This window comes from Agrobacterium rubi TR3 = NBRC 13261 (assembly GCF_000739935.1).
Lineage (GTDB): Bacteria > Pseudomonadota > Alphaproteobacteria > Rhizobiales > Rhizobiaceae > Agrobacterium > Agrobacterium rubi.
On the sequence record NZ_BBJU01000026.1, the window covers coordinates 48,019 to 68,750 of the forward strand.

Below are 20,732 nucleotides of genomic sequence, written 5' to 3' on the forward strand. Positions count from 1 at the left end.
CTATGAACCTCCTGTCAGATTGAGCTGGTTGCTGACCGATACGGCCATCCCCCGCCGACTGACGCCTAGTTTGGCATAGATATTTTTCAGGTGAAACTTGACGGTGGCTTCGGAAATATCCAGCGAGCGTGCCATCTCCTTGTTGCTGCGGCCATCTGCCAGAAGTTTCAAGACACTGGTCTCCCGGCCGCTCAACAGGCCCGCAGAGGGTTTCACGCCGTCTATCCTCTCCTGCATGGCAATCGCGGTTTTTGGCTGGCGCTGGAAGCCATGGCCGACGATGCGGCTCATGAAGTCCACGGCATCAACACTGAAGGCTTTCAGTCCGAAGCGGCGCACGATGGCCCGCAACGTGACCGCAAACTCCGGGCCTTCATCAATGAAAAACTGGGTTGCCTCGTGGGCACGGGCAAGAGCGATGGCCGATTGCATGTAGGACAGGGCCTTGTCCTGCTGTCCAGCGTTCCATGCCGCACGCACGGCGATGATTTCGGCAATCAACCGGTGATAACCCTGCCCGTCACGTGAACTCTTGGCGATCAGTGTTTCCAGCGCATCGAGCGCCGTTTGCGCGTGACCAAGAACAAGGACCAGCCGGGCTGATGCGATCTCGTAATCATAAGCCTCCCTCCACGTCCAGTTATTGGGATCCACCCTCCCCCGCATGGCCACCACTTTTTCACTGGCCTGCACTGCAGACTCGATCATGCCGACCCTGACGAGAAGGTCGATGCGCATGATGCCAGCTGCAATCTTCAGACGAGGCATGGCCCGTTCGACGGCAACTTCCTCTGCCTTGTCGATGGCGGCAATGGCGGTATCAAAACCACTGACATGCAGGCGGCTGCGGGCAAGCAGCGAAAACAGGCGCGTGAACAGATCGACCCAACTTTCTCCACGCACCATAGGCTCCATGCATTCGCTGAGCATGGTCTCGACAAGCTGGACCTCGCCTTGATGATAGAGCACATCGGCGCAGGCAAGTCGGGTGATGGCCAGGAGATTGCGGTCGCTCCAGTGTTTGCTTTCGACAAGAGCCTCGGCCTCCCTGCAAAATTGCAGCGCGGACGAAAACTCGCCGCTGAGCGACCCGACGAGGCCGAGATGCACCAGCATGAAGACCTGCGCGTAGGCCGCCTTTTCCTCGCGGTAATAGCCGAGTGCCTTCAGCGCCGTGCGCCGTGCGGCTTCAAGATCGCCCAGCCGCGTATAGATGATGCACAGATGATTGTGGATCCAGGCCAGTTCCCAGGTCGCATGCGGCGGCAGCGTTGCGGCCACTTGTTCCCAATGGTTGGCCCTAGCCGTATCCATGCGACGATCCACATAGACGTCGATCAGGCTGTCGATGTGATCCAGAACATCGCGGGGAACGGCGGCCAGTGCAACCTCCGACCAGTCGCCATTTTCCTTCAACAGGTCCAGCCGCTCCCGTCCAGCTGTGCCATTTCCACGCTTGGAGAGGACGACGGCGTAACACACCACGAGGCCGGGAGAAGCATGCAGAACGTCTGGCGGAAAGTTGTCGATCAGGTGTTCCAACACCTTGTGTCCGGCGCGCAGAAAGATATCGACACCGCCTGCCTGATCGATAATCTCCTCGGCCATTCGAAAGTCGCCACTCCGTGCCGCATGAGAGACGGCCTGCTCCAGAAGGCCACGGGTCGCAAACCATGTGGCGGCGCGTCGGTGCAGCGCTCGACCATTGTCTGTTGGCTTTGTCGCCATATCGTCGGTGAAGCAGGACCGCAGGACCGGATGAAGCGAAAGCCACCCGCCGGCATTTTTTTCAACGACCGGGTTCAGTGCTTCCAGAAAGGCGAGATCATCAGACGACACCGGCTCGGCGCCGAGATCGGTGGCAAGGTCCAGGCGAAATTCATCAAAGCTCGCCATTTTCTGGAGAACATCGCAGAGAGCAGGCGATAGCTGGCTGATGATCGTTTCCCGCACGAAGCCCATCATGTCTGCGTGCTGTTCGGTCAAAAACGGTTCCGTCTGCGCAGATACGCTAGAACCAAGCTGTGCCAGCGCGGGCCAACCTCTTGTCACCTGCATCAGTTGATCGACAGAGGCCGCCGTCTGTGAGCGGGACAGAAGGCGCTGAAGTTCAGAACGCCCGAAGAGCAGGTCGCTTGCCGTGATTTCACTCAGCGTGCCGCGTGCCTTCAACCGGGCAAGCGGTATCGCCGCAGGGCGGAAGGACGCGACGGCGATACTCAGATTATCCGGCGCGGATAGCACCATCTGCTCTAGAAACGGATGCTGCCCAACAGCGGCATCGGCATTATCGAGAAACAAAACGGTCACGCCACTGCGCCGCCCGACCGCTTCCATCGTGTCCAGCAAGGCATCGGCAGTGTCTGCTCTCTGCGGAAGATCGAGCGCTTGCCGCAGATCGGCGACGAAATCCTCTGGTGATTGCGGCGAAGACAGAGTTAGCCACGAGCAGTGCGCAATGGGTGTTTCACGCATACCGGGGAGAAGCAACGTTCCAGCCAGGATGCGGTCATAAGCGGCCTTCATCAGCGCCGTCTTGCCGAAGCCGGGGGGGGCGCGCAAGACGACGATCTGGCGCGCCAGCCCGTCCATAAGCTTCGAGAGCAGATAAGGGCGCTCTATGGCATTGAACAGCATGCGTGGTGGGCGAAAGCGCAATCCAGCTCTGCCACGCTCCACGCCAGTTTCGACAGATTTTGTCTTTTCGCTCAAACCTGGGTTCTGCATCGGCATGCTCTTTTTCGATCGCAGGCGGGCCTGCTTGTGCCTCCATCAGGTCCGCAAGTCGATCATTCGTCAAGCCCCCAGCGGTCTGTAGGTATGGGGCAGACCAAACGCTGAAGGACCGAACACCGCAAGCGCTTCCGGCGTGCGCATGATCGGCGGCACTCTGACCGCGAGCACATTGACACGCTGACCGTAGCGAAGCCGTTCGGTGGTGATGGCTTCCGCCGTGTCCAGATCCAGCACCGTTATCAGGTCCGGAACGATGGCCAGCACCTTGCCGTCCTTTTCTTCCGCCACCAGATTTTCATTCTGAATACGGATTTTTACGATCGGTGTTGACGGATCGAAGGGCTCGATCGTCACGATACCGACCGACCAGCCGTTTTCCTCCTTGCGCACGACATCGATGATCTTGCCCGACGCGATGATCTCCGCATGGCCGTAATGGGTGCCCGCGAAAAATTCGATCAGTGCTGCCACGGGATCGCGGTGGCTGCCAGAGGCCTCGCGCAGGGTGCGACCGATGCCGATGGCAAGCGACATGGTGGCAGGCACGGAAACCCGCTTTGCCGTTTTGCCGTCCATGCCGTAATTGACGATATAGGCCTGCCCGCCCATGCGGATCGTGACGCCGCGCGCGAGCCACTCGGCCTTTGCAGCGTCTTTGGTCTCGATCAGAACGCAATTGCCGCGCTCGTCGGCGACGGCGACGGGACTGGCCGATACGCCATAGACATTGAAGGTTTCCATTTCGAGCTGCGGGAAGGCGCGGCCCATGCCATCGGCATCGATGACAGGTATGCGCTTCTTGGCGGCCATGATGATCGGCACCATGGAATTGATGCCGCCCGCCTCGAAGGGAATAAGGGCATCGACATCAATATCGGTGTGATCCTCATAGCATTCGAGCGCGAGATCGCCTTCGTCGCCGGAAGGTATCTTCTCGATGAGGATCGTCGGCGCTCCCATCGCACCGCAGGCGACGATGGCGATGTCGTCGGGGACATCCTCCAGGGGCACCAGATAGACAGGCCCGTATTTTGCGATTGCAGCCTTTGCCAGCAGTTTGCCGATATAGGGGTCGCCACCGCCACCCGTCCCCAGCACAGCTGCACCAACCGCAAGGTCATCGAGATCCTGATCCGTGATGATGTTCATGTCAAACGGTCTCCTCTATCGAGGTAAAGGGTTCTTTCAGCCCGAAGCAGGAGGGGCCGAAAACGGCAAGCGCTTCCGGTGTGCGCATAATCTCCGGCACGGATACGGCAACCACGGTCACTCGCTGGCCATAGCGCAGGTTCTCGTTGGTGATCGGCTCTGCGGTTTCGGTGTTCATGATGCAGATCAGGTCCGGCACGATGGCCTTCACCTTGCCATCCACCCGTGCGATCAGGTTTTCGTTCTGTATCTCGATTTCCATCTGCGAGGAAAAGGGAGCGATGCCATCGATGCGTGCCCGTCCCATGGTAAAGCCCGCCCGCGTTTCGCGCATGACATCGGTGATCTTGCCGGAAAAGATGATGCGACCGTAACGGTAAAGCGTCGAGGGCAGAAACCCCAGCAACGCCTCGATGGGGTTGCGGTGTTCGTCACGCGCCTTACGCATCACTTCGCCGATGCGAATGGCGAGCGTCAGCGTGTTGGGGATGGCAGTGCGTTTCACCTCCGCACCGCTCATGGCATATTCGGCGATATAGGCGCAGCCACCCATGCGCATGGCGACGGCGCGCGACAGCCATTCCATCTGGCGGTTATCGACAGCCTCGATCAGCGCGCAATCGCCCCACTCGTTGCTGACGGCCATGGGCGAGCCGGAAATGCCATAGACACCGAAGGTTTCCATTTCCAGATAGGGAAAGGCGCGGCCCATGCCGTCGGCATCGACAATCGGAAGTCCAAGCCGTGCTCCGACGACGAGGGGAATCGTCGAATTGATGCCGCCGATTTCGATTGGCATCGTAAACGACGCTTTCTGATCGAGCCGTTTTTCCAGCCGGTGCAACGAGGCGATGGCTTCGTCCCCAGACGGTATCTTTTCCACCAGTACGGTCGGCGCACCCATCATGGCAGTTGGAATGACAAGGCTGTCGTCGGGTATGTCTTGCGGGTCGACTAGCTCGACCTCGCAGCCTTCATCCAGGCATTGCTGCACCATGAGACGACCGACATAGGGGTCGCCACCGCCACCGGTGCCGAGGAAAGCGGCGCCGACGGCAAGATCGGCAAGATGTTCGCGTGTGAGTTTCATCGCAGGGCTCCTCAGCCAATCACCAGTTCGCCGACAGCCTTGACGCGGATGCGTGTGGCACTGCCGGGCAGATAGGCGAGCGGTACCTCTTCGATATCCATGATCTTGACGGATGCCGGTGCTGCACCCGCCTTGATCGCCCGCTCGGCGGCTTCAGCCTTGGCCCCTGCCAGCACGACGTCACGCGATGTGCCTTCCAGCGAAAAGATGCGGTCGATTTCTCCCCCGACCTGAGCAATAGCTGCGCCGATGGCGTTTGCGACGGAAGCGTTTTCCGGTCTGATGACCTTGGAGGCCGACGGCAGATCACGCGATACGAGAATGGAGCCACCACCAACGAGGATGACCGGAAGCGGTTCGGCACTGGTTTTCATGCGGTCCACAGCTTCGTCCACCATCCGATGCATGGTGGCTATCGCCGCCTCGATGGTGCTGGCCGGGATGTGGGCGACGCGGGAACGGTCGCCGATATCTTCCAGCCCAGCCGCGACGACAATATCCGTTGTGGTCAGCATATCGCCGCCGAACACCATCGCCTTCGAGGTGATTTCATAGCCGACGGAGTCAGGCCCGATACGGGTGCCGTCATCGCGCACCAGCGAGCCGCCGCCAAGGCCGATGGCCAGCACGTCCGGCATGCGGAAGTTGGTGCGCACGCCGCCAATATCGACCGCAACGGCGGATTCGCGCGGGAACCCCTGCATCAGCATACCGACATCGGATGTCGTGCCGCCGATATCGACCACCATGGCTTCTTTTTCTCCAGCCAGAAGCGCTGCGCCGCGCATGGAGTTGGTGGGGCCGGAAGCGAAGGTCAGCACCGGGTAACGCTCGACATAATCGGGTGCCATCAGCGTGCCGTCATTCTGGCTGACGTAGAAAGGCGCCGTGATCGACAGCTCCTTCAGGGCATCGCGGAACGACGACACGACCTTCTTCGACAGGTCGGCCAGCGACGCATTCATGATCGAGGCATTTTCGCGTTCCAGAAAACCGACGCGGCCGATTTCGTGGCTGAGGGACAGAGCGATGCCCGGAACTTCCTCGCGCAGGATCTCTGCGGCACGAAGCTCCATTTCCGGCGTAACCGGCGAAAACACCGAGGTGATGGCAGCCGTTCTCAAGCCCCGCTCGCGGATGGTCCGCGCCACATCCATCAATCCTTTTTCGTCCAGCGGCGCGATCTTGCGTCCGTCGAACTCATGGCCGCCATGCAGCATGAAGGTGTGACGGCCGAGCGTATCGGCAAGGTCCTTCGGCCAGTCAGTGAGCGGCGGCAATCCTTTAGTGGCAGGCAGGCCGAGCCTGACGGCGGCGACTTCGAGCAGGCGTTTGCGCTCCACGACGGCGTTGGTGAAATGGGTGGTGCCGATCATGACCGCCTGGATTTGTGTGACCGATACGCCGGTCATGTCCAAAAGCTTTTTCATGACGGCAACGATGCCCGAGCCGACGTCCGCCGTCGTCGGGCTCTTGCATGCGCCAATCACGGCGGCTCCGTCCATCAGAGCAGCGTCCGTGTTGGTGCCGCCCACATCAATCCCTATACGCATGTCTTTCTCCTGACTTGTCTTCAGACAATAAGCGCCCGTTGCTGCGGACATTGCCCGCACGCCGGTTCGCCTCATCGATGGTTTGTTTCAGCGATTGCGGCCCTTTAGGCCATCAATGCCTCCGATCTTTCCGGGTCCCAGCTCACGCCCACCGCCTGTCCAGGCGAGAAGCGCTCCACATGGGACTGATTTTGTCTTTCGGAGATGATCTCCTTGGTGCCGATGGAGAGCCGGTAACGGACCAGAGCGCCTTGATAGGTCTCAGAGATCACGGTTGCGGGCAGACCGGTTCCGGCTGGGCCGACGATCACATTTTCAGGCCGCACGACGAGTTTGACTGCCGTTCCCTCGGCCATGTCAGTCGCCGGTGCACGGGTCAACGCGGTGACATCACCAAAGCCAACACGCAACCGCTCGCCTTCGCGTCCTTTGACGGTGACATCGATCACGTTCGATTGGCCGATGAAGGTCGTCACGAACAACGTTCTCGGGCGCTCGTAGATTTCCTGCGGTGTTCCGACCTGTTCGACACGGGCTTTCTGCATCACGCCGATGCGGTCGGACATGGTCAGCGCCTCATCCTGGTCATGGGTGACATAGACCGTGGTGATGCCGAGCTTTTTCTGCAAATCCTTGATCCAGTATTTCATCTCCTCGCGCAGAGCCTTGTCGAGTGCCGACAGCGGCTCGTCCAGAAGCAAAATGCGCGGTTCGGTCACCAGCACGCGCGCCAGTGCCACGCGTTGCTGCTCGCCACCAGAAAGCTGGCGCTGATAACGGTTTTCATAGCCCACGAGGCCGACCTGGCTGAGAGCGAAGGCCACGGCCTTGTCGATCTCTGCGGGCGACTTTTTGCGCAGCTTGAGGCCAAAACCGATGTTTTCGGCAACATTCATATGGGGAAAGATCGCATAGTTCTGGAAGACGATGCCGATATCGCGTTTTTCCGGTGGCAAGCCCGTCACGTCATCCGAGCCGATCAGGATTTGGCCGGCACTGGGGCGGATAAAGCCCGCGATCATGCGCAGCGTCGTGGACTTGCCGCAGCCCGAAGGCCCGAGCAGGGAAAAGAACTCCCCCTGCTTGATGTGCAAGTCAACACCCGCAACCGCCACCGTGTTGCCATACGATTTGACGAGGTTTTTTAACTGGATATCCGACATCGTCCTGTATTTCCCATCTGTCCGTTGGCTGGTGGCCGCGCAATGCGGCCACCGGTTCCATCGTCTATCTTGATCAGCCTGCGAAGATTTCGTTCACGGTCTCGACGATCTCGTCTTCGTTCTCCAGATAGGCCTTCCAGTCCGGCAACCAGAAATCCTTGATGGCATCGGCGCTGTTGACGATGCCCGATTTGACGAGATTATCAGGCAGAACCGCGTTGGAAACCGTCGGGCGCAGATAGAATTCCTTGCCCATATTGGTCATGAAGGATGGCTCCAGCGCGCGGTTGAGCAGCGCATAGGCCAGTTTCTTCTGGGTCGGTTCGGAATAGCGGCTGATCGTGTAGGTCTGTGTCAGAATCGGCTGCAATTCCTTCCAGTACATGACAGCAAACGGCGCACCCTTGTCATGCGCCTGCATGGGTTCTGCGTCGCTCTGCACGGCTATGACCACCTCGCCGCGATCCATCAACGTCTGCATGTTGCCGGTGAAGTCGGAAATCTTGGCGGGCATCAAGGCGCGCATCGCCTCATAACCGGCGTCCAGATCATACTGATCCTTGCCGAACAGGCTGCACGCCACGAGGAAGAAGTCCATCTGCAAGGTGTTGGACGTGATGTAGGTTCCGCGCTTGCCGGCAAATTCCGGCTTCCACATATCCTTAAAGCTCGTGGGTGGCGGTGTGACGAGATCGGTGCGGTAGGCGTGAACATACTGGTTGAACGCCCAGGTGACGCCGACGCCGTTGGAGGTTGCGAATGGCCAAAGGTTCTTGCCGTTTGGAAGGTTGGGAAGGATTTCCTCGATCGTGTGGAAGAAATCACCTGCCGCCGCTGTCTTGAACATTTCCGGCAGGTTCCAGTTCGTTACGTCAAGCGGCGGCTTTTGTGGGCCATTGGCGACGAATTTCGGGAACCACGGCCAGGTCGAGTCATATTCGATCTTGCAGTTGTAATCCTTGGCGAAATCCGTGAGCAGATATTTGTGAACGAGCTCGCCCCAGGGACCGCCCCATTCGCCGATGCGCAGGACAGCGCCACCGGCATCGAAAACGGAGCCATCATAGGTCACGTCCTGCGAAAACGCATGATTGATGTTGAACAGCGGCAGCGTGGCTGCTGCGGCACCCAGTTTCAGAAGCTTGCGGCGATTGGGATCGAATGTCTTTCCAGTCATGTCCATGTTCCCCTTTTTTGAACTTATGGATGCGGGATCGGTCTTTTCAGTCTCTGGCAGCGGTTCAGCCGCCGAAGATACGTTTCAGATTGACGAGTTTGGAGGTCGCGATCATCGAGACCACCACGAGCAGGATGGCGAAGATACCGGCAGCCGCTGCCGTCGGCTCGAAGGCGTAACGAAGCGCCACATACATCGCCATCGGCAAAGTTTGCAGGTTCGGCGTCGACAAAAACAGCGTCACTTCGAACTGGCCGAAGGAAATGATGAAGGCGAAGATCGTGCCCGCGGAAATGGCCGGTGCGATGATCTTCAGCGTGATCAGCCTGAAGGCCGTAAACGGAGACGCGCCGAGCGAACGGGCCGCCTCTTCCAGGCTGCGGTCGAAACCGACGAGCGATGCCGTGACCGTTGCGATTACGAATGGGCAGGTGACGATGACATGGCCGATGACGAGGCCGGTCAGACTGCGCGCCAGCCCGATGCCGGAGGTGACATAGAAGACATAGAGCGCGAGGCCAAGCACGACGCCGGGCAGAACGATGGGCATCATGAAGAAGGAGCGCAACATGCCGATCAACGGGCCGGTGGCGCGCGACAGGAAAAGTGCTGCCATGGTGCCGAGCACGGTGGAGATCGCCGTCGAAATCGCGGCAACCATGAACGACACACCATAGGCTGACAAGAAAGCGGGGGACGTCAGGAAGGCGTAGACCCAGCGCAGCGAAAAGCCCTGCGGAGGAAAGGTCAGATAATCCCCCGAATTCAGCCCGGCCAGCACCACGATAACGACCGGCACGAGCAGAATGGTGAGCGTCAGAAGCGATATGATCTTGAAGACCAGAGGAATGGGAGATTCGTCGCGCATCAGCTGCGTCCTCCTGTCGTGCGCATGGCAACCCGCTGGTAGACGGCAATGGCCATGAGGCTGGTGACGAAAAGTACGACAGCAATGGCAGCGCCAAACTGCCACCGACCGGTTTCGGCCACCTGCTGGTAAATATGGATCGGCATGACCATGACCTTCCATCCACCCATCAGCGCGGGCACCACATAGGACGAAATGGCGAGCGCGAAGACCAGAAGGGTTCCAGCGAGAATTCCCGGCATGGACAGCGGCAGGACGATCGACGTAAACGCCTTGGCGCGAGATGCACCCAGAGACCGTGCGGCTTCTTCCAGCGACGGATGGATCGACTTGATGATGCCGATCAGCGACAGAACCATGAAGGGCAGCGTGATCTGCACAAGCCCGATCACGACACCGAACGTATTGTACATCAACGGCAGCGGTGCGGAAATGACGCCCATCTTGATCAGTGCGCCATTGATGAGCCCGTTATCGCCCAAGAGAACCATCAGACCATAGAGACGGATGACCATGTCGAGCTGCATGGACGACAGCACCAGGATCATCAACAGCGCGTTGCGGCCGGGGTTGACGGTCTTGGCGATGACGTAGGCCAGTGGATAACCGAAGAGAAGGCATATGAGCGACACGACCGCCGCAATGCCCACCGAGCGCAGGATGGATTCGTAATAGATCGAGCGCGTGAAGATGCGCACGAAATTGTCGAAGGTGATTACGCTCGACAGGCTGATGACGCCAGCCGTCGACTTGTTGAAAGCGAGAGCGAACAGTGAGGCGGTCGGCACGACGAAGAAGACAAGGAAGAACAGGAATGCAGGAAGCACGAGCAACCAGAAGAGCCCACCGGAAAAGAAGCGTTCTCTTATCCGAATGCCGACCGACATCGTGCTCCTTTCTGCGGTATTGCTGATTGCGCCTGTTGCCATATCCATCATCCCGTCTCGTGATTATTCGGCCGCTAGCGGCAGCATGGCCTCGTGCAGCACATCATAACCGACCAATGCTTTCTCAGGTGGTGCAGGATAGGTCGTCTTGCTTTGCGTCAGACCAGCACGAACCAAGCCTGCGGCGATCGAGATCGCGGTCGGTATAGGGTCGATAACCGGGACATCTATGCCCTTGGCGAGAAGACCGGCCCGCAACCCGGCAGCACAGCCCATCAGCCCGGTGCAGCCGAAGACGAGCGCTTCTGCGCCATCTTCCTCTACGGCTTTACGACCTTCCTCGATCAATCGGCTCAGTGTTTCGGTCATATCCGTCTCCAGATCGAGAACCGGAATATCGACGCTGCGCACCGATGCCAACTTGGTGGAAAGGCCACACAGCGCTGCCGTGTTCTCGAAGGATGGCCTCAAGCGCCGCATGACCGTGATGACGGAAAATGTGTGGCCGAGCATGGCGGCGATGTGCATTCCGGTTTGTGCCGGACCAACCACCACCATATCGGTAATTTCACGCGCAGGCCGCAGCCCTGGGTCTCCCATGCAGTCTATGATGACCGCATCGACGCCGTCTCTATCGGCTTTCCTCACTTCGACCAATGTGCCGGGCACGGACATCGCGGCTTCGAATTCGCTTTCGATGGAACCGGGACCGGTCGCGATCTCGGCATGGGATATCACAATACCCGGATATTCCAGCGCCTTGAGGTCCGCAAGCTTGCGAAATCCTCTGGTCACCAGCGGCGAGATGACGCGGATATGGACAGTGTCATCTTGCATCGAGACCTCCCGCCTTCGTTTACGATGACGTTAACGTGCAACGCTTAGGGGCAGAGGGGAAGCGTGGGAAGGAGTAGGTAGGCGCCTGTTTCGGATGGGTAGCTACCACCAAAATGCGATCAAAAACCTATCCTTTCAGATAGTATTTTTGCGCAAAACACCAGCATCTTGTAACGATGATTAATTTGTAGTCGGAGTTTTTTGCTAGAATCAACAATGGGATGTGTAGCGCGCTCAATACCTCAAGGCATCTAAAACAAGCACAGGTTGGAGCGCTCAGACGAAGTCCCAAATATTTACAGCAAGACCGGGTTTGCTACCAAGGTAGCCTGACTTGGGTCTGCGGGTCGAACAGGTTGACGCTGCTGGGGTCGACGGTGAAAGCAACGGTCTCTCCTCGCTTGCTGGCAAACCGCGGCTCAACGCGCGCGATCACGATTTGGCCACCGATGAGCGTGGTGAGCATCGTGTCGGGACCGGTGGGCTCGACCACGTCGATTACGCCCCGGAACGCGGCAGCACTGTCGGCGTGGGCGACTTTCAACTCTTCCGGCCGAACGCCGAGAATGACGTCCTGTTCTGCCAGTTTCGTATCGCTGCGGCCCAGATCCAGCGACACGTCTTCTGCCTTAAACTGCCAGCCGGACTCGCTGTTCACCAGCCGTCCTTTCAGAAAATTCATGGCGGGCGAACCGATGAAGCCAGCGACGAACATATTGGCGGGGCGTTCATAGATGGTGCGTGGATCGGCCAGTTGCTGGATATGGCCGCCTTTCATGACGGCCACTTTGGTTGCCAGTGTCATAGCCTCGATCTGGTCGTGGGTGACGTAGACGATGCTGGTGCCCAACCGTTCATGCAGCCGCTTGATCTCGGTGCGCATCTCCACGCGCAACTTGGCATCGAGGTTCGAGAGCGGTTCGTCGAACAGGAACAGATCCGGATCGCGAACGATCGCGCGACCCATTGCCACACGCTGACGCTGGCCGCCGGAAAGGTTGGCCGGTTTGCGATCCAGCAGATGCGTGACTTGCAGCATGTCTGCCGCACGCGCGACGGCTTCTCGCCGCTGATCGACAGGTGTACCGCGCATTTCCAGACCGAAACCGATGTTTCGCTCCACCGACATCGTCGGGTAGAGCGCGTAGGACTGGAACACCATGGCGATGTTGCGATCCTTCGGCGGCAAGTTGGACACCGATTGTCCGCCGATGGCGATATCGCCGCTGGACGTCTCATCGAGCCCGGCGATGATGTTGAGCAAGGTTGACTTGCCGCAACCGGATGGCCCGAGCAGCACCAGAAAGCCACCATCCTCCAGTTCGATATCGATGCCGTGCAGGACTTCGAGTGCGCCGTAGGACTTGCGGACGTTGTTGAGTGAAAGTGTCGCCATTTTACGTGTTCCTTTAGCCCTTGATGGCTCCGGCGGTGAGACCCTGAACCATTGCCCGCTGGACGATCGCAAACAAAAGCATGACGGGGAGAATGCTGAGAATGCCGCCTGCGGCGAGAACGCCCCAGGGAAGCTGGAATTCGCCGACCATCAGCTGAAGCCCGACCGGCCATGTGCGAGAGCCTTGTCCTGTGGTCAGCATGAGAGCGAAGATGAATTCGTTCCAGGCGGCAATGGCGATGAAGACGGAGCTGGCAACGAGGCCGTTTCGTGCCAGCGGCAGCACGATGCGGACCATGGCACCAAGCCGGGTCGATCCATCGATGCGCGCTGCACTTTCCAGCTCCTTGGGTGCGGCATCGAAAAAGCCCTTGAGCATCCACACGAAAAGCGGCAGCAGGAAGCTGGTATAGGCGAGAGCCAAGCCGAAGCGGCTGTCTACCAGCCCCACGGTTCGCATCATCACATAAAGCGGGATGATCATCATCACGGCGGGGAACATGCGGATCAGCAGGTAGCCCAGCATGATGTTGTTGCGTCCACGGAACACCAGCCGCGAAAAGGCATACGCCGCCAGCGTGCCGGTGACGACACAGATGGCGACCGTGACCGTGGTGACGATGAGGCTGTTGGTAATCAGCACCGGAAAGTTAGACTGGGTCCAGATCGCCACATAGTTTTCGAAGGTGATGTGCGTCGGGATATACTGCATCTGTGACGTCACGATATCGGCCTCGGGCTTCAGCGATGTCAGAAACATCCAGACCATCGGGCCAAGGCAGAAGGCCGCCAGCGTGAACAGAACGCATAAGTCAGGATATCGGCGGCCAGTCGTCTGCTACGATTGCTTTTAAACATGGCTCACTCCTTCGTTATGCGCGACAGGCGGATATAGATCGTTGCGAAGACCATGAGGATGAAGAACATCACAACCGAAAGAGCGCCCGCGTAACCGAAGTTGAAATCGCGATAGGCCGTCTGGAATGCGTACAGCGAGAGAACCTGCGTGGCATTACCGGGGCCACCGCCTGTCAGCACCAGCAAAAGATCGGGCGAATTAACGAGGCTGATGACGCGCAGGATGACGGCAGCCGTGATCACCGTCTTCAGCATCGGCACGGTGATCAATCTGAACTTGGTGAAGGAGCCAGCACCATCGACGGCGGCTGCCTTGTACAGGTCTTCCGGTATGCCTTTGAGGCCAGCCAGAAACAGAAGCGCAAAGAACGGAAAACCGTGCCATGCCTCGACAAGAATGGTCGCGGCAAGGGCGGTGTTGGGATCGGCAAACCAGGCCTTGTAGGAACTCAAGATGCCAAGCCGAACGAGAATATCGTTGATGACGCCAAGGCGCGGATCGAGAAGTAGCGCCCACATATGCCCCGCCACCACATTGGGTAGGAAATACGGAAGCAGGATCAGCACGCCGAAAATCTTCGTGCCCGGCAGATTGCGGTTGAGCGCCACGGCTGCGATGAAGCCGAGCGTCATCTCGATCGTGACAGCTGCGACAACCCAGATCGCGGTGTTCTTCAACGATATCCAGAAAACGCGATCCGACATCATCGCGACGTAATGCTTCATCCCCACAAAGCCATTGAGGCCGGGCCGTGTCAGGCGCATTTCGCGCACGCTGATGAAGAACCCGTAGATCGTCGGGTAAGCCACCACGAGGAACAGCAGCAGAAGGCTCGGCAGCAGAAGCAGATACACCCAGTAACGCGTTTCCGAGATGTCTCCGAGACTGCTGAAAGGATGGCGTCTTGAATGTGATGTCATGGAAACGCGGCGCTGACGCCGTCCCTGCTTGGCGCGCGCGATACGACAAGCCGCACCGCGCCTGTAAGAGATTAGCGCAGCGCTGCTTCAAGTCCCTCGATCATACGATCGACGGCTTGTTCGGGCGTCAACTGACCTGTGAGGACCGACTGGAATGTCGGATTAACGACGTTTTCAGACCAGCCTGCTGCACCGACGAAGCTGTTCGGCAGACGCCCGAATTCGAGCGTCTGCGTGGCCGCAGCGTAGATCGGATTTCCGGTGATCCGCTCGTCTTTGAGCGCGGCGGTCGAAGCCGGGAAGTAACCCGTCGCCTCAAGCAGTGCGATAGCCGCATCTGTCTGGCCCCAGAAGCTGATCCACTTCCACGCGGCCTCGACATGGTCTTCCTTGAAGATGCCGTTGCCCGCATAGGCCACGCGAGCGATGTGCGCTTTCGGGCCTGCCGGCATTGGTGCGGTGGCAAATTGGACGCCGGGTTTCAGTGCCGTGGAGATTTCGATCAGCGAACCGGTATGGTGCCAGATCATCGCCGTCTGGCCGGTTCTGAAACCTTCCATGATCTGGCGATAGCTATCGTTCGGCGCGCTTGGCGGCGCGACTTTTTCCTTGCGGAAGAGGTTGGAATAGAAGGTGATCGCCTCGACCGCCGCTGGCTTGTCGATGGCCACCTGCCCGTCTTTTACGAGTGGAGACCCGAAGGATTCCATCACGTCGATCACGTATTTGAAGGCTCCCGCACCACCGCGCATGCCGAATGCGTAACGGTTCATGGATGGGTCCGTCAGTTTGCGGCAAACGGTCAGAAACTCGTCGAAGGTTTTGGGAGGCGCGGAAATTCCCGCTTCGTCGAAATAGTCTTTGCGGTAATACATCCAGTCGACGAAGGCGTAGGCTGGCACCGCGTAAATCGCGCCTTCACTCGACATTCCGGCCCAGCGGTTGTCCGGCAGGTTGGCCTTGCCTTCCCACTTATTGACACGCTCGCTGATATCGACCAGCGCACCCATCGCCGTCAGATCGGCAAAACGTTCGGCAATCACCATGCCGGTATCGGGACGACCACCCGCCACGACGGCAGAGGAGACTTTAGCCATATATTCCGAATTCGGAATGCTTTCCTGCGTCACGGAAATATCCGGGTTTGCCGCTGCAAACAGCTGGATGATTTTCGCCAGTCCCGCCATTTCGGATTGGCTGGCGAAATGGTGCCAATAATTGATCGCCGTTGCGGCGTTGGCGCTGCGTAGGCTCGCGGCAAAAGCCAGCACTGCACTTGCTGCCAGAAATTCACGTTTGCTCAGATGCATCGAAACCTCCCAAGAGATCAGACTCCCAATCTGATCGATCAGTGGAAGCTAGCACCATTTCTCAACGTCTGCAACAACGCACATCAACACCCTCTGAAATTAATGGTGCTAATTTATACCAGCCCGAGGTTACGCTGCATGGCCGCCTGGAAATGCGCCTGCAACGCCTTTTCCGCAGCTTCAGCATTTCGCGTGCCGCAGGCCTCGAGAATATCGAGATGCTCCTTCAGCGTTCGGATCATGATCGGCACCGTGACCTTCCGCTCCAATCGCAGTAGCCGCAGGTAATTGTGCATGCGCTTATAGGCGCTGTCTATGAGCGGATTGCGCAAGGCTTGAATAATGTGCCCGTGCAAGTCCAGTTCCAGCGAATCCATCTCAAGCAATTGCTCCGGGCCAATACCATCACGCTCGACCCGACGCAAAAGCCTGGAATGCCTGACTTCCAAGGCATTTGTTATGTGCTCGTCCGCCTCTTCTGCAAACACCCGGACGGCCGCGCGCTCGACAATGGAGCGAAACTGGTAGGTGGACCGCGTGAGCTCCAGACCGGGCCGAATGAACTGAATGCCCGACCGTGGATGAATGGTCAAAATGCCTTCAGCTTCCAGCACCCGCAACGCATCGCGCAGCGGCGCGACCGGCACATCGACAATAGACGAAAGCTCGTTCTGCGAAATGAAGGCGCCGACGGGCACCTTGCGCTCGAAAAGACTTTCCAGAATGCGTTCATAGGCGACATCGCTCAGGCGCGGCGCACCCGCTTCCATGATGCTTGATTTCACAGTTTGACGCTCCGACAATTTTTTCATGATGACAGAAAATTTCCTTTCTGATAGATCAGTATCAGTTTTTAAGCGATCAGAGAGCCCGCCATGACCATTTCTCATTTCCGTATAACGCGATTTCAGTTTGCCCGCGACCGTGTAATTGGCGATAGTCAGGTTCGTGCCGACGACGCCAACGTTGCAGCTTTGGAACTGGTCTCTGAAACAGGTGAGGTCGGGCTGGGATTCATCCAGACCCTTTTCCACCCCCTGCCCGATCAGGCTGAAATCGAAGCCGTCTTCGAAAACGAGGTTTGGCAGACGCTGAAAGGCCAAAAAGCCATAGGCCTCGTGCACCGTGTCAACCGGCCACGTGGCGGCAACCAGCGCGCATTTTCGCTGCCGTTTCATGAAGCGCTACAAGTTGCACTCTGGGACCTCGCCGCAAAACAGGCAGGCATGCCGTTGCACCAATTGCTGGGAAGCCGGAGAGATCGCGTCCGTGCCTATGCCAGCGGACTCGACTTTCATTTGAGCGATGAGGCATTTTGTGCGCTGTTCCGCCATGCGGCGAGCATTGGGTATAACGCCTTCAAAATCAAAGTCGGCCACCCCGATTTCAAACGCGACCTGAAACGGCTCGATCTGCTACAGCAATCGGTGCCAGAGGGTTCGCTGATCATGATCGATCCCAACGAGGCCTGGAACTCCAAGGAAGCACTCGTCAAACTGACTGAAATCCGCGATGCTGGCCACGATCTGCTCTGGGTGGAAGACCCCATTCTGCGCCATGACTTCGAGGGCCTGCGGACGTTGCGCCACGCCGTCAACTGGACGCAGATCAACAGTGGCGAATATCTCGATATGCCCGGCAAACGCATCCTTCTGGAAAACCACGGCACTGATCTTCTCAACGTCCATGGGCAGGTGACCGATGTCATGCGCATCGGCTGGCTGGCCGCCGAAATGGGTATCCCCGTTAGCCTTGGCAACACCTTCCTTGAAGTCGGCGTCCATATGGCCGCAGCCCTGCCGGAAGTCGAATGGCTGGAATATTCCTTCCAGAACTTCGATCACCTCGTGGAAACCCCCATCGAAATCCGTGACGGCTACGCTTACGCCCCCGACAGACCCGGCCACGGACTCGTACTGTCTGAAGAAGCGAGACAGGAATGGGCAAGACCCAAACGTCTCGAGAGACCGCAACTCGGTGAGGCGCCGAGGAACAATCGTCTGCCGATTGATCCGGGCTTGCTTTGACATCACAAGCTCTATGGGAGAGTTGTGCCCATTCGGGCCGCACAGTATCCGGCGTATCTGGAAATCATTGATTACATCAGCTTTTCCGATATAGAGGTGAGAGATCGCTAATTTCGGGAGCTTGACCTTGAGCCGCAATTTTCTTGTCGTCGACCCCGAGGAGCATCAATCGGTTCTCAAGGCTCTAGCCTCGCCAACGCGCATTTCCATGCTGAAGCTTCTACAACAGAAGGGGCCGATGAACGTCAACGACATCGCTGCGGTGCTTGGTCTGCCGCAGTCCAGCGTCTCGACAAGCCTTCAAATGTTGCAGGAAGCCGGGTTGATCCGCACGGAAACGATCAAGGCGCGCAAGGGAAGCCAGAAGATTTGCGAATGCGTCTACGATGAAGTGCTGATCGTTTTGAAGGACAACATCAAGGAGACGGAACAGAACGCAATCGAGGTATCAATGCCCTTGGGGCTCTATACCAGCTTCGAAGTGTCGGCTCCCTGCGGTCTCTGTTCGGTTGACGGCATCATCGGATTGCTCGATGTGCCGAGCACCTTCCTCGACCCTGACAGGATGAAAACGACCCTGATCTGGTTCACCCGCGGCTATGTCGAGTACCAATTCCCCAACAATGCCAGGCTTGCCAATGCGCAAATTCGCGAGATCGAGTTTGCGCTGGAGCTGAGCTCGGAGGTTCCTGGCACGAGCGCCGACTGGCCCTCGGACATCACGCTTGCCGTCAACGGGATCGATGTCGCGACTTGGACATCTCCAGGAGATTTCGGCGACCAGAGAGGCGTTTACACCCCGGACTGGTGGAAGTTGAAGGGCTCGCAATATGGCAAGCTGAAGAGTTTCCGTGTCAATGAAGACGGCTCCTATGTCGATGGCCTCCGCATTTCGGACGTGCGGCTTTCCGATCTGAAACTCGAGGAACACCACTCCATCCGCCTGCGGATCGGCGTGAAGGACGACGCCAAGCATCCGGGCGGGATCAATATTTTCGGCCGAGGATTTGGCAATTACGATCAGGATATTCTGCTGCGACTGCGAACGCGTTAAGCGTTTTCCTGCGTGCGCTGCACAACAGTTTTAACTTGACCGAGTGATCGTTCTTGGCTCTATTTATCTCAAATTGTGATATATATCATAAAAATGGATATTATGGAGAGCGACATGAAGGCGACGGTTATTGCCCACCGCAAATTCAAGATCGCGGAGATCGATCCGCGGCTGTATGGCTCGTTCATCGAGCATCTGGGCCGTGCTGTTTATACCGGCATCTACGAACCGGACCACGCGACCGCCGACAAAAACGGCATGCGCCAGGATGTCATCGACCTCGTTCGGGAACTTCAGGTTCCGATCGTCCGCTATCCCGGTGGAAACTTCGTGTCAGCCTACAACTGGGAAGACGGCATCGGCCCGAAGGAAGATCGCCCTGTCCGCCTCGACCTTGCGTGGCACACATCGGAAAGCAATCAGGTCGGCATTCATGAATTTGCAGACTGGTGCACCTCCGTCGGTACCGAGATGATGCTGGCCGTCAACCTCGGCTCGCGCGGTCTCGATGAGGCACGTAACTTTCTTGAATATGTCAACCACGAAGGCGGCAGCACCTGGAGCGACAAGCGCCGCGCCAATGGCCGTGAGGCCCCCTTCGATGTGCGCCTCTGGTGCCTCGGCAACGAGATGGACGGTCCCTGGCAGATCGGCCACAAGACGGCCGATGAATATGGACGGCTTGCCCACGAGACAGCCAAGGCGATGCGCGCTTTCGACAGCCGGCTCGAACTTGTCGTCTGCGGCTCATCGAACGCCCACATGCCGACCTATCCGCAGTGGGAAGCGACGGTTCTCGAACACACCTACAATGAGGTGGATTACATCTCGCTTCACATGTATTTTGAAAACCGCGCCAAGGACACGGCCAACTATCTTGCCCGCAGCCTTGAGCTTGATAACTACATCGGCACCGTTGCCGGGGTCATCGCCTATGTGAAGTCGAAGAAGCGCTCCCAGAAGGATGTCTATATCTCTTTCGATGAGTGGAACGTCTGGTACCACTCCAAGGAAAAAGACCGTGCGATCCTTGAAGGCGGCAGTGGCTGGCCGGAGGCCCCTGCCCTTCTGGAAGACGACTACAATTTTGAAGATGTGCTGCAGGTCGGCTGTATTCTCAACACCTTCATCAATCGCTCAGACGTGGTGCGGATTGCCTGCCTCGCCCAGCTCGTCAACGTCATAGCACCGATCATGACCGTTCCGGGCGGTGCAGCCTGGCGGCAGACGATCTTCTACCCCTATTATTACGCATCGGTCTACGGACGTGGCACGGCGCTGAAACTGATGATCGACAGCCCGACGTACACAGTCGATGGCGTTGGCCCCGTGCCCTATCTCGATGTATCTGCGGTTCACGACGAGACAAAGAGCCAGGTCACGTTCTTCATCGTCAACCGGCATCTCACCGACGCGCTGGACATTGACGTTCAGTTGCTGGAATTCGGTGCCCTCTCGATTGCAGACGATCAGGTCATCGCCCATTCCAACATCAACATTACGAATACGGCGGAAAAGCCTGACAATGTCATACCCGTAAAGGGAGAGGATGCAAGCCTGAACGAGGGACGGCTGACCGTCTCGATTGCACCGCTGAGTTACCGGATGATCCGCCTTTCGGCGTGAGTGAACCGCAAGATGATCGCGCCAGATGCCACTGTGGAGGGGGCATCCGGTAACATAAGAAGGAATGACGGTTGGGCCGG

General features: G+C 58.1%; 17 protein-coding genes. 3 read left to right on the forward strand and 14 right to left on the reverse strand.

Annotation, left to right across the window (positions count from 1 at the left end; genetic code table 11):
- The 14 genes from RRU01S_RS19835 to RRU01S_RS19900 all read right to left on the reverse strand — a co-directional run bounded on the left by RRU01S_RS19835 (window position 1) and on the right by RRU01S_RS19900 (window position 16,757).
- Window positions 1–2,733 (reverse strand): LuxR C-terminal-related transcriptional regulator, encoded by a 2,733-nt coding sequence (locus tag RRU01S_RS19835; protein ID WP_234936225.1) that lies wholly within the window; start codon window positions 2,731–2,733, stop codon window positions 1–3.
- A gap of 63 nt (window positions 2,734–2,796) precedes the next feature.
- Complete coding sequence (locus RRU01S_RS19840) at window positions 2,797–3,885, reverse strand: S-methyl thiohydantoin desulfurase family protein (protein ID WP_045231950.1); 1,089 nt, start codon at window positions 3,883–3,885, stop codon at window positions 2,797–2,799.
- 1 nt (window position 3,886) lies between these two features.
- Window positions 3,887–4,975, reverse strand: coding sequence for an S-methyl thiohydantoin desulfurase family protein (locus RRU01S_RS19845; RefSeq protein WP_045231951.1), 1,089 nt, complete (start codon window positions 4,973–4,975; stop codon window positions 3,887–3,889).
- Between the two features lie 11 nt (window positions 4,976–4,986).
- The gene (locus RRU01S_RS19850; protein WP_045232042.1) at window positions 4,987–6,528 is read right to left on the reverse strand and encodes a hydantoinase/oxoprolinase N-terminal domain-containing protein; all 1,542 of its coding nucleotides are present in this window, start codon (window positions 6,526–6,528) and stop codon (window positions 4,987–4,989) included.
- 104 nt (window positions 6,529–6,632) lie between these two features.
- Complete coding sequence (locus tag RRU01S_RS19855; RefSeq protein WP_045231952.1) at window positions 6,633–7,691, reverse strand: ABC transporter ATP-binding protein; 1,059 nt, start codon at window positions 7,689–7,691, stop codon at window positions 6,633–6,635.
- Between the two features lie 73 nt (window positions 7,692–7,764).
- Entirely contained in the window at window positions 7,765–8,868 is a 1,104-nt protein-coding gene (locus RRU01S_RS19860) for an ABC transporter substrate-binding protein (protein WP_234791212.1), read from the reverse strand.
- Between the two features lie 64 nt (window positions 8,869–8,932).
- Complete coding sequence (locus tag RRU01S_RS19865) at window positions 8,933–9,736, reverse strand: ABC transporter permease (protein ID WP_045231954.1); 804 nt, start codon at window positions 9,734–9,736, stop codon at window positions 8,933–8,935.
- A complete protein-coding gene (locus RRU01S_RS19870) occupies window positions 9,736–10,665 on the reverse strand; it encodes an ABC transporter permease (protein WP_045232043.1) in 930 nt (309 codons plus the stop codon). Before RRU01S_RS19870 ends, RRU01S_RS19865 begins: the two co-directional genes overlap by 1 nt.
- A 21-nt stretch (window positions 10,666–10,686) precedes the next feature.
- Window positions 10,687–11,460, reverse strand: coding sequence for an aspartate/glutamate racemase family protein (locus tag RRU01S_RS19875; protein ID WP_045231955.1), 774 nt, complete (start codon window positions 11,458–11,460; stop codon window positions 10,687–10,689).
- A gap of 316 nt (window positions 11,461–11,776) precedes the next feature.
- Window positions 11,777–12,856, reverse strand: a complete 1,080-nt coding sequence (locus RRU01S_RS19880; protein WP_045231956.1) for an ABC transporter ATP-binding protein — start codon at window positions 12,854–12,856, stop codon at window positions 11,777–11,779.
- A 13-nt stretch (window positions 12,857–12,869) separates the two neighbouring features.
- Window positions 12,870–13,616 carry a carbohydrate ABC transporter permease gene (locus tag RRU01S_RS19885; RefSeq protein ID WP_234936224.1) on the reverse strand — a complete coding sequence of 249 codons (747 nt, stop codon included), beginning with the start codon at window positions 13,614–13,616 and terminating at the stop codon, window positions 12,870–12,872.
- Window positions 13,617–13,717: 101 nt separating this feature from the next.
- The gene (locus tag RRU01S_RS19890; protein ID WP_045231958.1) at window positions 13,718–14,635 is read right to left on the reverse strand and encodes a carbohydrate ABC transporter permease; all 918 of its coding nucleotides are present in this window, start codon (window positions 14,633–14,635) and stop codon (window positions 13,718–13,720) included.
- 71 nt (window positions 14,636–14,706) lie between these two features.
- Window positions 14,707–15,945 (reverse strand): ABC transporter substrate-binding protein, encoded by a 1,239-nt coding sequence (locus RRU01S_RS19895; RefSeq protein WP_045231959.1) that lies wholly within the window; start codon window positions 15,943–15,945, stop codon window positions 14,707–14,709.
- 113 nt (window positions 15,946–16,058) lie between these two features.
- The gene (locus RRU01S_RS19900) at window positions 16,059–16,757 is read right to left on the reverse strand and encodes a GntR family transcriptional regulator (protein ID WP_045231960.1); all 699 of its coding nucleotides are present in this window, start codon (window positions 16,755–16,757) and stop codon (window positions 16,059–16,061) included.
- Between the two features lie 63 nt (window positions 16,758–16,820).
- On the opposite strand from RRU01S_RS19900, the gene RRU01S_RS19905 reads away from it, so the two are divergent.
- The 3 genes from RRU01S_RS19905 (at window position 16,821) to arfA (ending at window position 20,652) form a co-directional block, all read left to right on the forward strand.
- Window positions 16,821–17,972, forward strand: a complete 1,152-nt coding sequence (locus RRU01S_RS19905) for a mandelate racemase/muconate lactonizing enzyme family protein (RefSeq protein ID WP_045231961.1) — start codon at window positions 16,821–16,823, stop codon at window positions 17,970–17,972.
- A 127-nt stretch (window positions 17,973–18,099) separates the two neighbouring features.
- A complete protein-coding gene (locus RRU01S_RS19910; protein ID WP_045231962.1) occupies window positions 18,100–19,026 on the forward strand; it encodes an ArsR/SmtB family transcription factor in 927 nt (308 codons plus the stop codon).
- A 114-nt stretch (window positions 19,027–19,140) separates the two neighbouring features.
- On the forward strand, window positions 19,141–20,652 hold the full coding sequence (gene arfA, locus RRU01S_RS19915) for an arabinosylfuranosidase ArfA (RefSeq protein ID WP_045232044.1): 1,512 nt from the start codon (window positions 19,141–19,143) through the stop codon (window positions 20,650–20,652).
- Window positions 20,653–20,732 lie beyond the last annotated feature (80 nt).